The following is a 15,864-nucleotide window of genomic DNA, read 5'->3' on the forward strand; positions in this document are numbered from 1 at the left end:
TACCCTTTGGATAGCGAACGATGACCAACCCGACCCTGCCCCTGTTCTACAAGAGCCCCCGCCCGCTGGTGGCCGCCCGCGACGCCGATCTGTCGCTGCGGACCGAGCCGAACTTCGCCTTCGCGGCCGCCACCAACTCGGTGCCGCTGATGGCGGCGGAGTTCCCCGCGGCCTGCAAGCAGTTCCCGATCCTGTTCTCGGAGGGCCCGACCGCCCAGCCGGTGGCGCTGCTCGGCCTGCGTTCGGGGGAGAACCTGTTCGTCGACGCGAACGGCGCGTGGGAGGAGGGGGCCTACATCCCCGCCTATGTGCGCCGCTACCCGTTCATCTTCCTTGAGAGCGAGGACAAGTCCCAGCTCACCCTGTGCATCGACGAGGCGGCGGACTCCGTCGTTCCGGGTCGGGACAACCCCTTCTTCGTCGACGGGCAGCCGTCCGCCCTGACCAACAACGCCCTGGAGTTCGTCAAGGAAGTCCAGGCCCAGAGCGCCTACACCACGCAGTTCGTCGAGGCGGTGACCGCCGCCGGCCTGATGTCGGAGAAGCGCGCCGACATCACCCTGAACAACGGCGAGCGGCTGAGCCTCGCCGGCTTCAACGTGATCGACGAGGCGGCCTTCAACCAGCTTCCCGCCGAGACGCTGGTGGAATGGCGTGACCGCGGCTGGCTGGGGCTGGTCTACGCCCATCTGATTTCGGTCAGCAGCTGGTCGGGTCTCGTCGACCGCCTCGCCCTCCGGGGCTGAGCCGGTCCGGCCGGCCGGAAACGGAAAGGGCGGCGCCACCGTGGCGCCGCCCTTCTTCGTTGCGGACCGGCGAAGGCCGCCGATCAGAAACCCTTTTCGATCTTGAAGACGTCCGGCTCGTTCGGCTTCTCGATGTAGGAGAGCTGGAGCGACGGCGGCAGGGCGGGGGTGTCGTCCGAAGGCTTCGGCGGGACCGCGAGGGTCAGCAGGCTCATGCGCCCCTGGCTGTCGGTGCCGCGGAAGACCACCACCTGCGACCCGTCGCCGACCGGTGCGTTGAGCAGCATCCCTTCCTGCCGGTAGCCCTGCGCCACGAAGTAGTTGCGCAGCGCGTTGGCCGCGCCGACCAGGGCGTTGGGGTCGACTTTCGGATTCACCGCGCCGCCCCACAGGATGTTGACCTGGAACAGCTTCTGCGTCGAATGGCCGAGGATGTAGGCGACGACCGCCGGGCCGGCGCCGGTCTGCAGGTCGTCGACCTTCACGATCAGGCTGGTGGTCCGCTCCGTCGCGTTGGTCTCGCGGCGGATGTCCTTGCCCTCGATCTTGAAATCCTTGGTGATGGCCTTCGCGACCTCGTCGCCGGTCATGCCGAAGCGGGCGGAGCGGAAACCGGTGACCTTGGCGGCGGGCGCCGTCTCGGCCGCGCCGGCCGGAGCGGTGGTGGCCGGAGCGGCTTGGGCAGTGGGAGCGGCAGTGGGAGCGGCAGTGGGAGCGGCAGTGGGAGCGGCAGTGGGAGCGGCAGTGGGAGCGGGGCTGCGATCGGTGGTTGCGGCCTGAGCGGCGCCCGCCAGGGTTCCGGCCAGGGCGAGGGCGGCAAGGGACAGCCCCAGGGCCGGTCGGTGAAACGGCATAATGGAAACTCCACAGGACATCGAAGCCATTCGGTCGGCGGATCAAGGCAAGTACAGCCGTTCGCCCCTCTTCCGGACAAGGCGGCTCCGGACGAGGCGACCGGCCAAATGCGGTTGCTTCGAACGACAGTTTAGCAAAATCCGGCCCTCTTCCGGGGGAATTTATGACCGGACTCTCATGTCCTTTTTCCGACGCGGAAGGTGCCGGCGAAGTTCTGGACCTTGTCCGACGACACGGAGAGCAGCGCCTTCGTGACCGCCGCCGGACGCCGGGCCTGTGCGGAGGCGATCTCCGCCACGAGGCGCTCCAGGGCCGGGGTCGCGCTGCGGTAGCGGATGCGATGGTCCCCGTCCGTATCGATCAAGTCAGCCTGCTGAAGATTCTCCAAGACTTCCTGGAGGATGAGCGTGCTGCTGCGTGATTCGCGAATGACTTCTTCCGAATTCCACGTCCGATCCGGGTCACGCCGCAAAATCAGCAGGATCTCCAGAGTCCACACCGTCTTGATCGAATGCTGAAGAAAGATCAGGGCATCGTCCGAAAGCACGCCGCCAGTCCATTGTCTGTTCCAGTTTCCTGCGGGTCCCGGCCGTCCGGGAAGGCTCGACGATTTGAGCCGGAAGTCGGGGCGGAGTGTGCACAGGATGTCCTCCGCCGTCCAGCCCCGCGCCCCTCTTTGCGGAGGCGCATCCGGCCCGTTTCCAGACATCTTTCGGAGTATTGCGGTGCTCTCTGGGTGAATTGACGGCGCATCGCTGGCTTGATCCGGCCCTTTGGGGTAATCCGAAGGAAAAATCGCCGCGCTTCGCGCTTCGGCAATGCCGAGCCGGCGCAATCGTGACAATTTAGGCCGCAATTCCGATCGGCTATGGCCTGTGCATGACTGGTTTCGACACCCGCCCCGTCTTCTTCATCATCGGCGCGCTTCTCAGCGTCCTGGCCGTCGCGATGCTGCTTCCGATGACCGTCGATCTGGCGGCCGGCAATCCGGACTGGATGGTCTTCGCCATCGCCTTCGCCCTGACGCTGTTCTTCGGCGTCCAGTTCATGCTGGCCAACCGCATGGACCGGATCGCGCTGAACCTCAGGCAGGCCTTCCTGCTGACGGCCCTGTCCTGGGTCGTCATCTGCGCCTTCGCCGCCGTGCCCTTCATGGTGTCGCAGATCGACCTGTCGGCGGCCGACGCCTATTTCGAGGCAATGTCGTCCCTGACCGCCACCGGGGCCACGGTGATCTCCGGGCTGGACGGGCTGGCGCCGGGGCTGCTGCTGTGGCGGTCGCTGCTGCAATGGCTGGGCGGCATCGGCATCATCGGCATGGCCATCGCCATCCTGCCCTTCCTCCAGGTCGGCGGCATGCAGCTCTTCCGCTCGGAATCCTCCGACCGGTCGGACAAGGTGACGCCGCGGGCCAGCGACCTCGCCATCGCGGTGGGCTGGATCTACCTGTGCCTGACCGCGGTCTGCGCGGTGATGCTCGCCTATGCCGGAATGTCCTGGTTCGACGCCGTCAACCACGCGATGACCGCCGTGTCGACCGGCGGCTTCTCCACCCGCGACGCGTCCATCGCCAGCTGGAACAGCCCGGCCATCGAGTGGGTCCTGGTGATCTTCATGGTGCTGGGCGGCATGCCCTTCGTCCGTTTCATCAGCCTCGCCCAGGGGCGGGCGGCCAGCTTCTGGGCGGACACGCAGATCCGCTGGTACCTCGGCTTCCTCGCGGCGGTGTCCTTCGGCATGTCGGTCTGGCTGACGCTGACGCGGGGAGTGCCGTGGGACGACGCCATCCGCGTGACCACCTTCAGCGTCGTCTCGGTGGTCACCACCACCGGCTACGCCTCCATCGACTACGAGCGGTGGGGGCCGTTGGCGTCGGTGGTCTTCTTCATCCTGACCTTCGTCGGTGGCTGCACCGGATCGACCTCGGGCGGGCTGAAGATCTTCCGGTTCGAGATCCTCTTCATCGTGCTGCGCGCTCTCCAGCGCCGCCTCTACAGCCCCAATCTGGTGATCCCGCTGAACTACAACGGCAAGCCGGTCAGCGCCGACGTGATGATCTCGGTGATGAGCTTCGGCTTCGTCTACCTGATGTCGGTGTTCGTCCTGGCCTTCGTCCTGGCCTTCCTCGGGGTGGACGTGGTGTCCGCCCTGTCGGGGGCGGCGACCGCGGTCAGCAACGTCGGCCCCGGCCTCGGCCCGACCATCGGGCCGGTCGGCAACTACGCCACCATGCCGGACGGCGCCAAATGGGCTCTGGCCGCCGGCATGCTGCTGGGGCGGCTGGAGTTCTTCACCGTCCTGGTCGTGCTCAGTCCGTCCTTCTGGCGGCGGTGAGCGGGCCGGGGGGCTTCTCCTCCCGCTCCCGCTCCTGCGGGTCGCGGCTGGCCGCCGACACCAGATGGACCAGGGCGGCGCCGAGCGCGATCACCCCGACCGCCACCGACGCCCGCAGGAAGCGGGAGGCGTCGCCGTGCAGGGTGAAATGCCACCACAGCTCGTCGCTGAAGGCGATGTGCTTGTAGGAGAACAGACCCAGCCAGAAGGCGCTGGCCAGCGCCACCCCGGTCGCGATGAACCAGCTCGGCGTCAAAGGGTTGCGCAGGATGTTGCCGCGGCGGTGGAACTCCTTGCGGGCGGGCAGCAGGGCCAGGAAGATCAGCCCGGGCACGATGGCCTCCGGCCAGTCGCCGCCCTTCAGCAGGGCCGTGGCGCAGCCGGTCGCCAGCAGCACCAGCGACAGCACCCAGGCGGCGTGCAGCCGCCGCTGCACCGCGTGGGCCAGCAGGATCAGCAGCACCCCGGCGACGCTGCCGGTGAAGTGCGACATCTCCACCAGCGGCAGCGCCGTGGCGTCGAAGGGGGCGGGCAGCGTCTCCTCCGGCGTGGCGCGGGAGAACAGCAGGAAGGCCCCGGTGATGAAGATGCAGGCGGCCAGCACCAGCGGCACCGCCGGGCTGACGGCGGCGGAGATGCCCCGCGACAGGCCGCCGATGCGGCGCCGGGCCTGGAAGGCCTCGACCCCGCCGAACATCAGCCCGGCGATCACCAGCGGCGCCAGATAGTAGATCAGCCGGAAGACCAGCAGCCCCGCCATCACGTCGTTGCCGGGCATCGCCGGGGTCAGGCTGACCAGGACGATGGCGTCGAACACCCCCAGCCCGCCCGGCACATGGCTGATGATGCCGGCGACCAGCGCCAGCCCGAAGGCGACCAGAACGTCGGCGTAGCTCACCGCGTCGCTCGGCGGCAGGCACAGATAGAGCACCAGCGCGGCCAGCGACAGGTCGCACAGCCCGAGCAGGAGCTGCCGGACCGCGATGGACGGGCGGGGAAAGGCGACGGCGTGCCCGAACACCCGCAGCGGCCGGCGCAGCCAGAAGCCGCCCACCCCGTAGGCCACCAGGACCGCCAGCGCCGCCAATCCCAGCAGGGTGGCGCTTCCCGGCGGGACATGCAGTGCCTTCAGCGCCGTGGGGTCAATCAGCATGACCACTGGCATCACCGTCGCCAGCCCGAGCATGAAGGTGGTGACGACGAACAGCGTCACCTGCGCCACCTCCACACCGCCCAGCCCGTGGGGCGCGTAGAGGCGGTAGCGGACCGTCGCCCCGATGATGCTGGCGAAGCCCAGGCTGTGGCTGAAGGCGTAGCTGGTGAAGGCGGTGAAGGCCACCCAGCGGTAGGGCAGGGGCCGCCGCAGATGGCGCAGGGCCAGCAGGTCGTAGAGCGTCAGCAGCCAGTAGCTGACCGCCGCCGCCGCCGAGGCGGCGAGAAGCTGCGTGCCCGTGATGCGGTCGAGCGCCTGCCGGATGTCGGCGACGCTGTACTGCTCCAGCCAGCGGTTCAGGATGACCAGAGCCCCGGCGAGCAGGGCCAGGATCAGCACCCCCGTGCCGTAGCGCAGGAGCCGCTGGGTCCAGGTCTGGGGGCTTTCGGTGTGGGCCATGGCTGACAGGATCGCTCCGGGCGCCTAGGATGACGGGGCTTAGGACAAGAACAACACCGCGCAACGAAAAAGCGCATGGCCGGGCAGGGTTCTTCGGGAGGCAACGGATGCATCTTGTGCTTTATCTCGCCACCGGCCTGTCGGGGACCAACACGCTCATCCTGCTGCTCGCCTATCTCTGGGACAGTTCGGTGACGCTGTTCGGCGCCACCACGGGCTATGGCCTGCGGCCGGACGGGGTGTCCTTCACCCTGTCGCTGTTCACCACGGTCCTGCTGGCCTGGTACGCGCTGGTCCTGCGGCGCCGCCTTCGGTCGGAGCGGCGGAAGGGCGACCGTTCGGCGTGACCGGCCGCGGCGCCGCTCGCCGGAAGCATGAGCGCGGCGTTTTTTTGGAAACTCCGGCCGGGTTGATCCGTTGTGTGGGCCAAGACGCCGCGCCTCGGATTCGGGTGCGCTGCCCGGACCCGGAGAAAAACCATGCACGGGATCAACAAAACGGTTTCCTTCACCGCGGGAGGGCTGATTCTTCTGTTCGTCCTTTTCGCCAGCGTCTTCACCGAATCATTCGGCGCGCGGGTTTCCGCCCTCCAGTCCGCCATCGTCGGCAACTTCGGCTGGTTCTACATTCTGTCCGTTGCCGGCTTTCTCTTGTTCGCTTTTTGGTTGTTCTTCAGCCCCTATGGATCGATCAAGCTCGGCAAGGACGACGACGAGCCGGAATTCAGCTACCTGACCTGGTTCGCCATGCTGTTCAGCGCGGGCATGGGCATCGGCCTTCTGTTCTACGGCGTGGCCGAGCCGGTGCTGCATTTCGCCAACCCGCGGGTCGGGGAGGCGGGCACTCCCGACGCGGCGCGGGAGGCGATGAATCTGGCCTTCCTGCATTGGGGGCTGCACGCCTGGGGCATCTACATCACGGTCGGCCTGTCGCTGGGCTATTTCGCCTACCGGCACGACCTGCCCCTGACCATCCGGTCGGCGCTCTACCCGCTGCTGGGCGACCGGCTGCGCGGCTGGCCGGGCCATCTGGTGGACATCGTGGCGATCGTCGGCACGCTGTTCGGCATCGCCACCTCGCTGGGGCTTGGGGTCATGCAGATCAACGCCGGGCTCGACTATCTCGGGCTGGTCGGCGTCGGGACGGTGCAGCAGATGGTGCTGATCGCCGTCATCACGGCAATCGCCACCGCCTCGGCGGTCAGCGGCGTCGGGCGCGGCATCCGCCGGCTCAGCGAGCTGAACATGCTGGCGGGGCTTCTGCTCCTGCTGTTCGTCTTCCTGCTCGGCCCCTCCGTGTTCCTGCTGTCCACGCTGGTGGAGAGCATCGGGCGCTATCTGTGGACCTTGCCCTACACCAGCTTCCGCACGCTGCCCTACACCGGGGCGGAGTGGCAGGCGAGCTGGACGATGTTCTACTGGGGCTGGTGGATTTCCTGGGCGCCGTTCGTCGGCATGTTCATCGCGCGGGTGTCGCGCGGGCGCACGATCCGGGAGTTCATCGGCGGCGTGCTGTTCGCCCCGGTGGCGCTGACCTTCGTCTGGTTCACCGTGTTCGGCGAGACGGCGATCCACATGGAGATGTTCGAAGGCGGCGGCATGGCGGCGGCGGTTCAGGAGAGCGTGCCGACGGCCCTGTTCGTCATGCTGGACCGCCTGCCGCTCAGCGTGGTCACCTCGGCGCTGGCGACGCTGATCGTCGTCACCTTCTTCGTCACCTCGGCCGATTCCGGCGCCCTGGTGATCGACATCATCGGCTCCGGCGGCAACCAGGACCCGCCCATCGCGACGCGCATCTTCTGGGCGGTGCTGTCCGGCGTGGTGGCGGCGGTGCTTCTCCTCGTCGGCGGGCTGCAGGCGCTTCAGACGGCGGCGGTGACGACGGCGCTGCCCTTCGCGGTGGTCATGGTGCTGATGTGCGTCGGGCTGGTGACCAGCCTGCGGGGGGAGCGTCGGGCGGGGCCGGACCGGCGGGTCGCTCGGGTCGCCACCGCCTCGGAGGGCGGCGCCCCGGTTCAGCCGGTGGGCGACGGCGACTGGCGCCAGCAGCTGGCCGCCGTGATCGGGCGCAAGGCGGCCATCGCGGCGGCGGCCCCGCCCGGCGCGGCCGGGGCGCGGCGCGAAGTCGCCCGCTACATCGCCGACACGGTCGAGCCGGCCTTCCGCGACATCGCGGCGGAGCTGGAACGGCTCGGCCGCCGGGCCGTCATCGAGGTCGGCCCCTTCAACGCCGGTCTGGCCGTCCTGCGCGACGGGGAGGAGGAGTTCAGCTACGACATCCGCGCGCGGGCCTACCACCCGCTGACCTTCGCCTTTCCCGAGCTGAAGGCGGGGGATGACCGGTGGCAGATGCGCGTCGAGGTGATCCTGCGTGGAGGCTTGCACAAACAATTGTTGCCGGCTCTCGCCGGGCGGGAAGCAATCGTCCGCGATTTCGTGCAGGAGTATGGAAAGTGGAGAGGCTGGTGAAAGAGCGCGGTCTCTTGCGGTAGCAGGAGAAGCTTGCCTCGAATTATGCTAGAAAGCCGTTCGGTGCATTCTTCGTGCCGAGGCGGCGGCGACCACCATGGGTCATCAGGCAAATCAGAACCAGTCCGGGGCCGGCGCCCCCGGCGGGGAGTCGCGCGCGTCGGCGGGCCGCGCGGTGACGGCCCCGATGGCGGCCCCGGTGGCGCCCTCGATGACGGTTGCCGATCTTCCCCTGCTCGACGGGTTGTGGGCGCCGGTCTGGCTGTATGACGGCGGCCGCGGACGGATGGTCTGGGGCAACCGCGCCGCGTTGGAGCTGTGGAACGCCGCGTCCCTCGCCGACTTCCAGGCCCGCGATTTCGGCAGCCAGCCGGAGGGGGCGCCGCAGGCCGAAGGGGAATCGGCGACGGGACGCTGGACCTTCTACCCCAAGGGCCGCCCGGTCACCGCCTGGGTGCGGCGCAGCGGCATGGCGCTGCCGGACGGCCGCCTGGGCATCCTGCACGAGGCGCAGCTCGCCACCCCGTCGGTCGATCCGGACCATGGCGGCACCGACACCGAGGCGCTCGACCGCGAGCGCGCCATGCTGCAAAGCCTGATCGACTCGATGCCGGACATCGTCTTCTTCAAGGACGTGAACGGCACCTACCTCAAGGTCAACCGGGCGATGCTCGACTACGCGGGGCGCCCGCCGCTGGGGCTGACCGACCACCGGCTGTTCGACGCCGAGACGGCGGCGCGGCGGCGGCGGACCGACCAGATCGCCATGCAGAAGGGCTTCTCCCGCAGCGAGGAGTGGTTCGTCCACCCCGACGGGCGCCGCGTGCTGATGGAGACCGCCAAGGCGGTCTGCCTCGACCGCAGCGGCAAGATGCTGGGCGTCGTCGGCATCGCCCGCGACATCACCGAGCGGCGGCAGACGGAAAAGCAGCTTCTGCGGCAGCACGCCCTGCTGCAGGGGATCATCGACACCATCCCCGACGCCGTCTTCTTCAAGGACCGGGATGGCGTGCTGCGCAAGGCCAACCGCGCCTTCGCCTCCTGGAGCGGACGGCCGCTGGAGCAGCTGGTCGGGTTGGGCAGCCACGAGATCTGGCCCCCCGGAATGGCCGAGGGCATCCGCGCGGGCGACGCCCTGGTCTATGCCGAGGACCAGCCGCGCCGCAACGAGGAGAGCATCCCGCTGCCCGATGGCGGGCAAATCTGGGTCGAGATCCTGAAGGCGCCGATTCGCGACGCCGGCAACGAGCTTCTCGGGCTGGTCGGCATCGGACGGGACATCACGCTGCGCAAGGCCGCCGAGGAGGATCTGCGGCGGAGCGAGGCGGAGAAGGACCATCTCGCCAACCACGACGCCCTGACCGGCCTGCCCAACCGCCGCCTTCTCTTCGACCGGCTGGACGTGGCGCTGGCCCGCTCGCGGCGGTCCGGGCGCCCGCTCGCCCTGCTGTTCATCGACCTCGACGGGTTCAAGGCGGTCAACGACCGCATGGGCCACGATTGCGGGGACGAGGTGCTGCGCATCGCCGCGGCGCGCATCGCCGATTGCCTGCGCCGCAGCGACACGGTGGCCCGCGTCGGCGGCGACGAGTTCACCGTCGTGCTGGAGGATGTGACCTCCGCCGCGGACGCCGGAAGCGTGGCGGCCAAGATCGTGGAAGCCGTTGCGCTGCCCATCCCGGTGCAGGGGATGACCGCCGTGATCGGCGCCAGCATCGGGATCGCCCTGTCTCCGGCCGACGGGGCGGACGCCCGCGGTCTGCTGGTGGCGGCGGACGGCGCGATGTACCGGGCCAAGCAGGCGGGCCGCGGCACCCACGTCTTCTACAAGGACATTCCCCACAGGAATCCGGACTGACCGGGAGCGGAATCCGCTTGCGGAGTCGGAACAAAAGAAGAACAATACCCACCTGACCGGTTCTTGACGGGAGAGGATGGGATCATGTTCGTCTGCGTCGATGGTGACCGCACCACCCGCCTGCGCCAGTGGGCCTGGCTCGACATCGGTGCTGGTATGGGCGGTGCCGGGACGGGTCCCGGCGAACGCCGCCTCGTCGGCTGGAGCGTCACGGACGAGGCGTGGCTCGTCTCCGAGCCGATCGGGGTGGTCGCCACCAGCCCGCTCGGCCGTCCGCCGGGCTGGGCGGTGACCGACAACCGCCGGCAATATCTGCTCGAACAGCCCGGCCTGCCCCAGGGCGACGAGCCGCTGGCCGCCATCGACTGCCTGCGGGCGAACGGCAGCCTCGACCCGGCGGCCCCCATCAGCATCGTGCCCTGGCGCCCCGGCAAGTCCACCGCCGAACGCATCTTCGAGCGCCGGACCGCCTGATCGCGGCCTGATCGCGGCCTGATCGCGGGCGGAAAGACGCGCCGCTGCGTGACGGAACGGCCATTTTCCCGTTGAAAGCCGTGGTTGAGGCGGGAAGGGATCGTTCACCATGCAGCAGCGCTGGCCGCAGAGGCTGTGGATCGTCCGTCACGGGGAAAGCGCCGGCAACGTCGCGCGCGACGCCGCCTACGCCGCCGGGCTGGGGCGGATCGACATCGCCGAACGCGACGTGGACGTGCCGCTCAGCCTCCAGGGGGAGCAGCAGTCCGCCGCGCTGGCGCGCTGGTTCGCCGCGCTGCCGCCGGGCGAACGGCCCGATGTGGTGCTGACCTCCCCCTACCGACGCGCCCGGCGCACGGCGGAGATCATCCACGCCGGGGGCGGCCTGCCGGTCGAACCCACGGAGTTCGTGGTGGACGAGCGGCTGCGCGAGAAGGAGTTCGGCATCCTCGACCGGCTGACCGCCGTCGGCATCGCGCAGGAGCATCCCGAGCAGGCGGAGTTCCGCCGCATCCTCGGCAAGTTCTACTTCCGCCCGCCGGCCGGGGAAAGCTGGTGCGACGTGATCCTGCGGCTGCGCAGCGCGCTCGACACCATCAGCCTGCACCATGGCGGGCAGCGGGTTCTGGTGGTCAGCCATCAGGTCGTCGTGCTGTGCCTGCGCTACCTGCTGGAAGGCATGACGGAGGAGCAGATCCTCGCCATCGACCGCGAGGGCGACGTGGCGAACTGCGGAGTCACCGAATACGCTTTCGATCCCGACCAGGGGCACAGCGGGCGGATGCAGCTTCGCCGTTACAACTTCGTCGCCCCGCTGGAGGTGGCCGGGGCGCCGCTGACCGCCGAACCCGATGCCGAACCCGATGCCAATGTGGCCGCCCGATGAACGCTGTTCCGATGAGCGACTCGATTCCGGTCACCCGCGACCTGTTGCGCTCCATGCCGCTTCCCCATCCGGGCGAGGGCGCCGACAAGGACGGGCGGGGCCGGGTGCTGGTCATCGGCGGCAGCGTGGAGGTGCCGGGGGCCCTGCTGCTGGCCGGCACCGCGGCGTTGCGCGCCGGGGCGGGCAAGCTCCAGATGGCCACCTGCCGCAGCGTGGCCCCGCATCTCGGGCTCGCCGTGCCGGAGGCGCTGGTGCTCGGCCTGGGTGAGACGGCGGAGGGCGGCATCGCCCCCGACTGCGTGGGCATGCTGTGCGAACGGGCGGCCCGCTGCACCGCGGTGCTGATCGGTCCCGGCATGATGGACAAGCGGGCGGTCGCCGCCCTGACCGGCGCCCTGATCGCCGGGCTGGACGGGGAGGGCGGCCCCGTGCTGGTCATCGACGCGGAGGCGTTGATGGGTTTGGACGACGCCAACGTGGCGCTGTGCCGCCGCGACGGGCGGACGATCATCACGCCGCACGCCGGGGAAATGGCCGGCCTGTCCGGCATCAGCCGGGAGGAGGTGGAGGCCGACCCGCCCGCCGCCGCCCGCCGTGTTGCGGACCTTCATAAAGTGATCGTTGTGCTGAAAGGGGCCTGCACCCACATCGCCACGCCGGACGGGCGGCTGTGGGCCTATGACGGCGGCAATGTCGGGCTCGCCACCTCGGGCTCGGGCGACACGCTGGCGGGCGTCATCGCCGGGCTGGCCGCGCGGGGCGCCGACCCGGCCCAGGCGGCGATCTGGGGTGTGCATCTGCATGGCGAGGCGGGCAACCGTCTGGCCCGCCGCGGCCCGCTGGGCTTCCTGGCCCGCGAACTGCTGGCCCAGGTGCCGGAGATCATGGCCGAACTGTCGGTCTGAGACCGCCGGTTTCAGAACACCAGCTTGGCGGCCTGGTAGAGGATGACCCAGGGCGCGGCGATCAGCCCGCTCCAGACGGCGATCAGCGGCAGGCCGCGCAGTTTCTTGGCCGGGGCGCTGAGGGGGAGCGGGAAGGAAACGGTCTCGGTGGTGCCGACAGCGGGATTGTACTGGGACATGATGACCTGCCGATCTGTGTGTAAGGGCAGGATGCGCGCCGATCTCTTAACGACGATTAAAGTCGGGGGTAGCCGCTGTGCGGGATTCGGGTGTACCGCCGCCGGGTAGCGAAGCGCGTTCGAGTGAGAAATTTCGGAGAGTCCGGGCGTCTTGACAAAGATTGCCAATCGTCCCGAAATGTCCTTCGGAAGAAGGAGGTGGTCCATGCCGACGATGAACATCAGCCTGCCCGAAGCGCTGGCCGCCTTTGTCGAGCGGGAGGTGGCCAGCGGCGGCTACGCGTCGCAGAGTGAAGTCGTGCGTGAGGCGCTTCGCCTGCTCCATCGGGAAAAGGCGGTCGAGCTTGAGAAGCAGGAGATGCTCCGGCGCGCCATCCTGGTGGGCGTCGACGACTGGAGGACTGGCCGCCTGGACGACCGCCCCATTGCCGACATCCTGAACGACATCGAGGACTGACCCGTGGTCGCCTACCGCGTCACCGATGCGGCGAAGCGGGACTTCGCGATGGTCCTGCGGGAAACCACGGAACGCTATGGGGCGCAGCAGAGGGACGTTTACAAGGGATTGATCGCCAAGGCGGTCGAGATGATTGCCGAAGACCCCGCCCGGGGCGGCTCCTGGGACCGTGGGCGGATTGTGCCCGGTCTGCGCGCCTTTCACCTGGACCATGCCGCCGGCCGGCGCGGTGCGGCGGCCCATACACTGTATTACGCTGTGGACAAGCGGCCCGCTGAGCCGCCGGTCGTCGTCGTTCTGCGCCTTCTCCATGAAAGGATGGAACCGGACCGCCGCATCCCGCAAGGGGCGTGAGGCTGGTCCGGTTCCCGACGCCCGCTCAGGTCACTTCGCCAGCGTCTTGTTGAGCCACAGGGCCAGCAGCGTGCAGACCGCGCCCGACAGCAGATAGGCGCCGGCCGAGAACAGGCCGTAGTTGGCCGACAGCACCAGCGCCACCAGCGGCGCGAAGCCCGCCCCGAACAGCCAGGCGAGGTCCGACGTGATGGCCGCGCCGGTGTAGCGGTAGCGCTGGGTGAAGCCCGAGGCGACCACGCCCGACGACTGGCCGAAGGACAGGCCCAGGATCACGAAGCCGACGATCATGAAGACCAACTCGCCCAGCGGACCGCCGTTCAGCAGCAGGGGCGCCACGCCGCTGAACACGGCGATGGCGGCGGCGCAGCTCCCCAGCAGGGTGCGGCGGCCGATGCGGTCGGCGATCCAGCCGGAGGCGATGATGGCCCCCAGGCCGAAGAAGGCCCCGACCACCTCGATCATCAGAAAGTCCGCCGGGGTGTCCTGCGTGTAGAGGAAGATCCAGGACAGCGGGAAGACGGTGACCATGTGGAACAGCGCGAAGCTGGCCAGCGGGGCGAAGGCGCCCAGCACGACGCGCATGCCCTCGTTGCGCAGCATTTCGGTCACCGGGACCGGCTGAAGCTCGCGGCTTTCGAACAGGTGGGTGTATTCCGGCGTCACCACGATGCGCAGCCGCGCGAACAGCGCCACCACGTTGATGGCGAAGGCCACGAAGAACGGGTAGCGCCAGCCCCAGCTGAAGAAATCCTCCGCCGACAGGTTGCCGGCGAAATAGGCGAAAAGGGCGCTCGCCACGATCAGCCCGATGGGCGCGCCGAGCTGCGGAATCATCGCGTACCAGCCGCGGCGGCTCTCCGGCGCGTTCAGCGCCAGCAGGGAGGCGAGGCCGTCCCAGGCGCCGCCCAGCGCCAGACCCTGGCCGATGCGGGCCGCCGCCAGCAGCCAGATCGCCGCCGCGCCGATCTGCTCGTAGCTCGGCAGGAAGGCGATGGCGACCGTCGAGGTTCCCAGCAGGAACAGGGACAGGGTCAGCTTCGCGCCACGCCCGTGCGCGCGGTCGATGGCCATGAACAGCATGCTGCCCACCGGGCGGGCGACGAAGGCCAGCGCGAAAATCGCGAAGGACCACAGCGTTCCGGTCAGCGGGTCAAGATAGGGAAAGACCAGCTTCGGGAAGACGATCACCGAAGCGATGGCATAAACGAAAAAATCGAAGAATTCGGACGTCCGTCCGATGATGACGCCAATCGCGATTTCACCGGGATTCACCCGGTGGTCGCGGGCATTGACCAGTCTTGCGTCCCGTTCGGTCGCCGTGGTCGATGATCCCATGGTCCCCCCACCGTCTGGCAATTGCGTCAGAGGGAATTAAATAGGCACCGCAACGGCATTCTGCCACGCCCATGGACGCATTGCCTTGATGTGCGTCAATGGCTGCGCGGAATCGCGGCGCATTGGACAAATTGTCCAATGTCCGACCCGGCCCGTGGGGGTTAGCTCTTCGCCCAAATCCAAAGCGAACCCCTGCTGACAGGTCCTGCCTTGACCCGTTTCCGCGCCTTGGCCCTCCTGCCGCTGATAGCGGTTTTGAGTGGCTGCAACCTTGTGGTGATGAGCCCGTCCGGCGACGTGGCGAGCCAACAGGCGAACCTCATCACCATCTCCACCCTCCTGATGCTGCTCATCATCATTCCGGTGATGGCGCTGACGGTGCTGTTCGCGTGGCGCTACCGCCAGTCGAATAGCACGGCCGATTACGACCCGGATTGGGACCATTCGACGCAGCTCGAGTTGGTGATCTGGGCGGCCCCGCTGCTCATCATCATCTGCCTGGGCGCCATCACCTGGATGGCGACCCACCTGCTCGACCCCTACCGCCCGCTCGACCGCATCGCCGCCGGTCGCCCGGTTCCCGCCGACACGAAGATGCTCGACGTCAACGTCGTGGCGCTCGACTGGAAGTGGCTGTTCATCTACCCGGAATACGGCATCGCCACGGTGAACGAGGTGGCCGCCCCGGTGGACCGGCCGATCCGCTTCAACATCACCTCCTCGACGGTGATGAACTCCTTCTACATCCCCGCGCTGGCCGGGCAGATCTACGCCATGGCCGGCATGGAGACGAAGCTGCACGCCGTCATCAACGAGCCGGGCAGCTACAAGGGCTTCTCCGCCAACTACAGCGGCGCCGGCTTCTCGCACATGCGGTTCACCTTCCACGGTCTGGCCGCCGACGGCTTCGACAAGTGGGTGGCGGACATCAAGGCGGGCGGCGGCAAGCTCGACCGCGACGGCTATCTCCAGCTTGAGCGTCCCAGCGAGAACGAGCCGGTGCGCCGCTACGGCGCCGTCGATTCGGGCCTGTTCAAGGCCATCGTCGGGATGTGCGTCGAGCCGGGCAAGATGTGCATGCACGACATGATGGCCATCGACGCCAAGGGTGGCCTCGGCCTCGCCGGCATCGACAACGTGATGCCGCTGATGCACGACAAGCTGTCCCGCCGCGGCACCGCCGTTCTCGGCCCGGCGCCGGTCTATGTGGCCGGCATCTGCTCGACCGAGGAACTGACCGGCCGCGCCGTCGAGTCGTCGCTGGGCGTGCTGAACGCACCCGCCGACGAGTCTCCGATTTCCGGCCCGATTTCCGGCGCGGGTCTGCCGCGCTCCTCCATCACGCCGATCTCCGCGCCCGCCCCTGCGTTCGGGCCGCGGCTGACGGCCAATCCCTGA

The 15,864-nt window shown here is 68.7% G+C and carries 16 protein-coding genes; 11 read left to right on the forward strand and 5 right to left on the reverse strand.

The window, feature by feature from the left end; all coding sequences use genetic code 11:
• The first annotated feature begins 20 nt into the window (after nt 1–20).
• Nucleotides 21–746 (forward strand): SapC family protein, encoded by a 726-nt coding sequence (locus tag TSH58p_RS02585; RefSeq protein WP_109070888.1) that lies wholly within the window; start codon nt 21–23, stop codon nt 744–746.
• Nucleotides 747–829: 83 nt separating this feature from the next.
• On the opposite strand, the gene TSH58p_RS02590 is transcribed toward TSH58p_RS02585, so the two are convergent.
• Nucleotides 830–1,600: a hypothetical protein gene (locus TSH58p_RS02590; RefSeq protein WP_109070887.1), complete on the reverse strand. Its 771-nt coding sequence runs from the start codon at nt 1,598–1,600 to the stop codon at nt 830–832.
• 176 nt (nt 1,601–1,776) lie between these two features.
• Nucleotides 1,777–2,436: a hypothetical protein gene (locus TSH58p_RS33790; RefSeq protein WP_247895486.1), complete on the reverse strand. Its 660-nt coding sequence runs from the start codon at nt 2,434–2,436 to the stop codon at nt 1,777–1,779.
• 44 nt (nt 2,437–2,480) lie between these two features.
• Here TSH58p_RS33790 and TSH58p_RS02600 point away from each other — a divergent pair, with 44 nt between their 5' ends.
• The gene (locus TSH58p_RS02600) at nt 2,481–3,935 is read left to right on the forward strand and encodes a TrkH family potassium uptake protein (RefSeq protein ID WP_109070885.1); all 1,455 of its coding nucleotides are present in this window, start codon (nt 2,481–2,483) and stop codon (nt 3,933–3,935) included.
• Here the strand turns inward: TSH58p_RS02600 and TSH58p_RS02605 are convergent.
• On the reverse strand, nt 3,910–5,547 hold the full coding sequence (locus tag TSH58p_RS02605) for a lysylphosphatidylglycerol synthase domain-containing protein (RefSeq protein WP_109070884.1): 1,638 nt from the start codon (nt 5,545–5,547) through the stop codon (nt 3,910–3,912). The two genes, TSH58p_RS02600 and TSH58p_RS02605, sit on opposite strands and share 26 nt — an antisense overlap.
• Before the next feature lie 107 nt (nt 5,548–5,654).
• Here TSH58p_RS02605 and TSH58p_RS02610 point away from each other — a divergent pair, with 107 nt between their 5' ends.
• The 6 genes from TSH58p_RS02610 (at nt 5,655) to TSH58p_RS02635 (ending at nt 12,138) form a co-directional block, all read left to right on the forward strand.
• A complete protein-coding gene (locus TSH58p_RS02610) occupies nt 5,655–5,894 on the forward strand; it encodes a hypothetical protein (RefSeq protein ID WP_109070883.1) in 240 nt (79 codons plus the stop codon).
• Nucleotides 5,895–6,026: 132 nt separating this feature from the next.
• The gene (locus TSH58p_RS02615) at nt 6,027–8,015 is read left to right on the forward strand and encodes a BCCT family transporter (protein WP_109070882.1); all 1,989 of its coding nucleotides are present in this window, start codon (nt 6,027–6,029) and stop codon (nt 8,013–8,015) included.
• Between the two features lie 97 nt (nt 8,016–8,112).
• Entirely contained in the window at nt 8,113–9,873 is a 1,761-nt protein-coding gene (locus TSH58p_RS02620) for a sensor domain-containing diguanylate cyclase (protein ID WP_109070881.1), read from the forward strand.
• A gap of 84 nt (nt 9,874–9,957) precedes the next feature.
• Entirely contained in the window at nt 9,958–10,347 is a 390-nt protein-coding gene (locus tag TSH58p_RS02625; RefSeq protein ID WP_109070880.1) for a hypothetical protein, read from the forward strand.
• 109 nt (nt 10,348–10,456) lie between these two features.
• Complete coding sequence (locus tag TSH58p_RS02630; protein ID WP_109070879.1) at nt 10,457–11,233, forward strand: histidine phosphatase family protein; 777 nt, start codon at nt 10,457–10,459, stop codon at nt 11,231–11,233.
• 11 nt (nt 11,234–11,244) lie between these two features.
• Complete coding sequence (locus tag TSH58p_RS02635; protein WP_109070878.1) at nt 11,245–12,138, forward strand: NAD(P)H-hydrate dehydratase; 894 nt, start codon at nt 11,245–11,247, stop codon at nt 12,136–12,138.
• An 11-nt stretch (nt 12,139–12,149) separates the two neighbouring features.
• Here TSH58p_RS02635 and TSH58p_RS33540 read toward each other — a convergent pair whose 3' ends face one another.
• On the reverse strand, nt 12,150–12,317 hold the full coding sequence (locus TSH58p_RS33540; protein ID WP_199230157.1) for a hypothetical protein: 168 nt from the start codon (nt 12,315–12,317) through the stop codon (nt 12,150–12,152).
• Nucleotides 12,318–12,522: 205 nt separating this feature from the next.
• Between TSH58p_RS33540 and TSH58p_RS02640 the strand changes: the two genes are divergently transcribed.
• Nucleotides 12,523–12,774: a type II toxin-antitoxin system ParD family antitoxin gene (locus TSH58p_RS02640; RefSeq protein ID WP_109070877.1), complete on the forward strand. Its 252-nt coding sequence runs from the start codon at nt 12,523–12,525 to the stop codon at nt 12,772–12,774.
• Nucleotides 12,775–12,777: 3 nt separating this feature from the next.
• Complete coding sequence (locus TSH58p_RS02645) at nt 12,778–13,128, forward strand: type II toxin-antitoxin system RelE/ParE family toxin (RefSeq protein WP_109070876.1); 351 nt, start codon at nt 12,778–12,780, stop codon at nt 13,126–13,128.
• Nucleotides 13,129–13,158: 30 nt separating this feature from the next.
• Here the strand turns inward: TSH58p_RS02645 and TSH58p_RS02650 are convergent, their stop codons facing one another.
• Complete coding sequence (locus TSH58p_RS02650) at nt 13,159–14,466, reverse strand: MFS transporter (protein ID WP_109070875.1); 1,308 nt, start codon at nt 14,464–14,466, stop codon at nt 13,159–13,161.
• Nucleotides 14,467–14,676: 210 nt separating this feature from the next.
• On the opposite strand from TSH58p_RS02650, the gene cyoA reads away from it, so the two are divergent.
• A complete protein-coding gene (gene cyoA / locus TSH58p_RS02655; RefSeq protein ID WP_109070874.1) occupies nt 14,677–15,864 on the forward strand; it encodes a ubiquinol oxidase subunit II in 1,188 nt (395 codons plus the stop codon).

The organism is Azospirillum sp. TSH58 (assembly GCF_003119115.1).
GTDB lineage: Bacteria > Pseudomonadota > Alphaproteobacteria > Azospirillales > Azospirillaceae > Azospirillum.

What these genes read in the sequence shown, in the direction of transcription:
- TSH58p_RS02610 (WP_109070883.1), top strand. Translation starts at nt 5,655, where the DNA reads ATGCATCTTGTGCTTTATCTCGCCACCGGCCTGTCGGGGACCAACACG.
- TSH58p_RS02615 (WP_109070882.1), top strand. Translation starts at nt 6,027, where the DNA reads ATGCACGGGATCAACAAAACGGTTTCCTTCACCGCGGGAGGGCTGATT.
- TSH58p_RS02640 (WP_109070877.1), top strand. Translation starts at nt 12,523, where the DNA reads ATGCCGACGATGAACATCAGCCTGCCCGAAGCGCTGGCCGCCTTTGTC.
- TSH58p_RS33540 (WP_199230157.1), bottom strand. Translation starts at nt 12,317, where the DNA reads ATGTCCCAGTACAATCCCGCTGTCGGCACCACCGAGACCGTTTCCTTC.
- TSH58p_RS02620 (WP_109070881.1), top strand. Translation starts at nt 8,113, where the DNA reads ATGGGTCATCAGGCAAATCAGAACCAGTCCGGGGCCGGCGCCCCCGGC.
- TSH58p_RS02630 (WP_109070879.1), top strand. Translation starts at nt 10,457, where the DNA reads ATGCAGCAGCGCTGGCCGCAGAGGCTGTGGATCGTCCGTCACGGGGAA.
- TSH58p_RS02650 (WP_109070875.1), bottom strand. Translation starts at nt 14,466, where the DNA reads ATGGGATCATCGACCACGGCGACCGAACGGGACGCAAGACTGGTCAAT.
- TSH58p_RS02605 (WP_109070884.1), bottom strand. Translation starts at nt 5,547, where the DNA reads ATGGCCCACACCGAAAGCCCCCAGACCTGGACCCAGCGGCTCCTGCGC.
- TSH58p_RS02635 (WP_109070878.1), top strand. Translation starts at nt 11,245, where the DNA reads ATGAGCGACTCGATTCCGGTCACCCGCGACCTGTTGCGCTCCATGCCG.
- TSH58p_RS02585 (WP_109070888.1), top strand. Translation starts at nt 21, where the DNA reads ATGACCAACCCGACCCTGCCCCTGTTCTACAAGAGCCCCCGCCCGCTG.
- TSH58p_RS02590 (WP_109070887.1), bottom strand. Translation starts at nt 1,600, where the DNA reads ATGCCGTTTCACCGACCGGCCCTGGGGCTGTCCCTTGCCGCCCTCGCC.
- TSH58p_RS02600 (WP_109070885.1), top strand. Translation starts at nt 2,481, where the DNA reads ATGACTGGTTTCGACACCCGCCCCGTCTTCTTCATCATCGGCGCGCTT.
- TSH58p_RS02625 (WP_109070880.1), top strand. Translation starts at nt 9,958, where the DNA reads ATGTTCGTCTGCGTCGATGGTGACCGCACCACCCGCCTGCGCCAGTGG.